At 74.5% G+C, this 3,997-nt stretch carries 1 protein-coding gene; it reads right to left on the bottom strand.

Annotated features, from left to right (window positions below; genetic code table 11):
• Window positions 1-117: 117 nt before the first annotated feature.
• Entirely contained in the window at window positions 118-3,879 is a 3,762-nt protein-coding gene (locus tag RI554_10720; protein ID MDR9392488.1) for an invasin domain 3-containing protein, read from the bottom strand.
• Window positions 3,880-3,997: the final 118 nt, after the last annotated feature.

Here is a 3,997-nt window from a genome sequence, read left to right on the forward strand (position 1 = left end):
GGGGGTGTCGTTCATACATCGATGCTAATCGATGGATAGGCGGACGTCAATGCGTTGTTCGATGGCCTGGGCCCACCCGGAGGCGGGCCCGATGCGATCGCCGTCGGCGTCGGTCGTTCAGGGAGCGGTCGGCCTGGAGCTGGGCGTCGAGCCGGTGACGAGCACGATCTCGAGCGTCGTTTCGGTGCCGGGCGCGAGGTTCGCGTCGCGCCAGAGCCAGGCGTCGCCGTACCGCGTGAGCCGTCCCTCGTTCGCGCCGAGAGCGTGCGCACGAAATCCTTCGGGGACGCTCAGACGCCACCAGACGTGCGGGAGGGGGGCGTCGCCGTCGTTGCGGATACGGAGCGGGATCGTGAGGCGGAGGCCGCCATCGGTCGATTCGACGTCGACCGCGCCCACCTCCGGTGCCGCCATCGCCAGCGCCGGCGGTGCGACGGGACCGGGCGTCACCGTCACCGGGTCCGAGGCCGGCAGGTCGGTGCCCGACGGGGTCCGACCGCGGACGGCGAACCGGTACGTCACGCCGTTCTCGAGCCCGTCGATGCGCAGCGGTCCGCCCTCCCCGAGCGCGCTCGGGGTCGGGAACGCGGACCACGGCCCGTCGGCCTGGCGGTAGCGCAGCTCGGCGTCGGCGACGGCGAGGGGGCTCACGAGAAGCCACGCGACGCCGTCGCCGGGCACCGCAAGGACGTCGGCGACGTCGCCGACGAACGTCACGGTGGTGCGGACGGGGCAGGCGCCGGGACAGCGGGCGACGAGGTCCGCGACGCCGGCCTCGCTCGGTGCGCGGAGCCGGGTCCGGACGGCGCCGCCGGCGTCCGTCGGCCGTGCGAACGTCGCACCCAGGTCGTGTCCATCGTCGTTGAGGAACGTCCCGGCGGTCGTCGAGACCGTCATCACGACGCCCTCGACGGGGACGCCGTCGGCGTCGGTGAGCGTCACGACGACGTCGCTGACGTCGCTCCCGTCGGCGAGGAGGGTGGGGCGGGCGACGGCGAGCTCCATGGCGACGTCGCGGACCGAGATCGGTGCCGCAGCACCCTCGAGCGTGTCCCCGTCGGGCGTCGCCGCGGTGGCGCGGAGCACGACGTCGCGGCCGGCGTCGGCCGACAGGCCGGTGTAGAGGACGGCGTCGAAGGGGACCGCCGTGGCTGCGCCGTCGAGCGTACGGGTGGGGGCGGGGTCGTCGGCACCCGCCGCACCCGGGGTGCGGAGGTGGCCGGGGCTCGCGCCGCCCTCCGCGGTGAGGGTCACGACCGTTCCGGCTGGGAGGGGGGCCGGGCGGCCGGCGGCGTCGGTGGCGGTCACGCTTACGGCGAAGGGGACGTGGCGGAGGTGGGCGGGGGCGGCGGCGACGTCGAGGCGGGCGACGGGGCCGGTGCACGGGTCGGCGTCGTAGGCGGAGCGCAGGAACGGCGCGCCGGTGCCGACGGCGGGACAGGCGCCCCAGGGCACGGCGCCGGCGCCGTCGTCGGCGGCCCAGCCCGGTTCGATCGACCAGCCGGCGGCGGCGAAGGCGGCGACGTCGCGCAGGCCGTCCGCCGTCCGCCCGTCCGTACCGGCCAACGGCCCACCGGATCCGGCGGCGGCCGCGGCGCCGCGGCCGCGCTGCCAGACGACGGCGTCCCCGCTCCAGGGGCCCCCCACGGAGCCGACGAGCGCCCCGACCGAGGACGTGCCGGTGACGTCGACCGCGGCGTAGGAGGTCGAGACGTCCAGCGACGTGCCGTTGGACGTCCGACCGACCAGGCCGCCGACGACGTCGGTGCCCGAGACCGCGCCCGAGGCGTAGGTGTCGACGAGGGTCGCAGCGCCCAGAGCGTGGCCGACGAGGCCGCCGAGGCGGGGCGCGGTGGCCCCGGTTCCCACGACGTCGACCGACGCGGAGGCGCGCCGCACGGTAAGGGTTCCGCGCGACCGTCCCGATAGCCCCCCGCCGTCGCGGGCGGCTTCGACCGTGCCGGTGAAGCGGGTGCGCGCCAACGTCGACGCGTTGGCGTTCTCCCCGTCGCTGAGCCCGACGATCCCGCCGACGCCCTCGCGCCCTCGAACCGTGCCGCGGACGTGCACGTCGCGGGCACCGAGCCCCTGGGCGGCGTACCCGACGAGGCCCCCGACGGAGTCGCGGCCGGCGACGCTCACGTCGGCCTCGAGGCGCTGGACGTCCGCGGGGCCGGTCGCACTGCCGATGACGCCCGCGGTCAACGCGGAGCCGCCGACGTCCGCCGCGAGGGTGACGTCGCGGAGCGTCACCGCGCCGAGGCCGCTCCCGACGAGGCCGCCGACGTTCGCATCGTTCGACCGGACGATCGTGCTGGCGGTGACCTCCCGAAGGGTGGTCGCGGCGGCGACTTGGCCGGCAAGGCCGCCCACGGCGCTCCCCGTCGCTTCGACCGAGGCCGCTCGAATGCGGAGGTCCTCGACGTCCAAGCTTCCGAAAACCGCGCCGAACAGGCCGCCGACACCTCCATCGACGGCCGTGACGTCCCCGCGGTGCACGCCGCGAAGGACGGTCGTCGCTCCGCTCGTCGTCCCGAATGCGCCGCTCATGCCGACCCAGCCTCCAACGAATCCGACGTCGGTGGTGAGGTCGCCCGTCCGGGTGACGTCGGTCGCACTGAACGTGCCGGCGACCTTGGACGCGAACCCTCCGGCGGCGCCCGTGGCCGTGAGGTCGCCGGCGTAGGTGACCTGCCGCCAGTCGGCGTCCCGACCGACCTGTCCGGCGAAGCCGCCGACGCTCAATGTCCCTGTGACGTCGGCGTCGACCCGTACGTCGTCGAGGACCAGGTCCTGGGTCACGAACCCGACCAGCCCGCCCACCAGGTTCGTGCCGGAGATCGACGGGGCCTCGACGGTGACCGACGCCAACGACGCCGAGCCCTGCAGCGTGCCGATGACACCACCCACGCGGGGCAGGTCGCCCCCCACGCTCCCGGTGACGGTCGCCCCGTCGACGTCCAGCGGTCCGGCGTACATGATGCCGATCAACCCCCCGACGTTGTCGGTGCCGGTTCCCGCGACGGCGCCGCTCGCAGCGACGTTGCGGAGGTGGAGTGGAGCGGAGGGGTTCCCGAGGAGCCCTCCGACGAAGCCGTGTCCGGTGACGTCGCCGGTATGTCGGGCGTTCGTCAGGTCGCCGGCCCCGTCGATGCGGCCGACGAGCCCGCCGACGTTCAGGCCGGCACTGGTGACGCCCCCGACGTGCGTCACGTTACGGGCGACCAGGCCATCTCCGGCGCGACCCACCAGACCGCCCGCGCCGTTGTCGCTGCCGTTGGGGCTGCGGTGCGCCTCGAGGTCCAACCGAACGTCGACGCCCGAGAGGACGATGCGTCCGTCGGCGATGCCGACGACGCCGCCCACGAAGTCGGACCCGCGAATCGACGGGCCGTCGGCGACGGCGCCGTCGATCGAGACGTTCGTGATGCTCACGACCGAGTCCTGCACCGTCGTACCGACGAGAGCGGCGGCGTACGGTGTGGCGGCGGTGCCGATGGTGACGTCGTTCACCGACAGGTTCGCGAAGGTGGCGCCGTCGCCGGAGACGCCGAAGAGGGCGGCGTACGTCGCGTTCCCGACGCTCAGGTTCCGGATCGCGTGGCCCTGCCCGTCGTACCTACCGGTGAAGGGGGTCGCCGGGTCGCCGAGCGGGGTCCAGTCGACGCCGGATAGGTCGACGTCGTCGGTCTGCACGAAGGCGCCCTCGGGACAGGTCGCGACGGCCGCGAGGTCCGTGGCGTCCGCGATCGCGTAGGGCGCCGGGCCCGTGAAGTCGCCGCAGGCGCCTTCGGCGAAACCGGTGGAGCTCCACGCGACGGCCGAAATGAGCGTGAGGGCGGCGAACCGAACGCACCGAGCATGACGAAAACGAAACATGTTGTACAGGATAGCCTCGACGCCCCATGCGTCGTCTAGGACGAGGGGCCGGACTCAGCGGGTCGGGCGCCGGTAGCGCCCCGACCGGTGCGCCCAGGCGTCGAACGCCAGCGTCGCG

This window comes from Trueperaceae bacterium (assembly GCA_031581195.1).
Classification (GTDB): Bacteria; Deinococcota; Deinococci; order Deinococcales; family Trueperaceae; genus SLSQ01.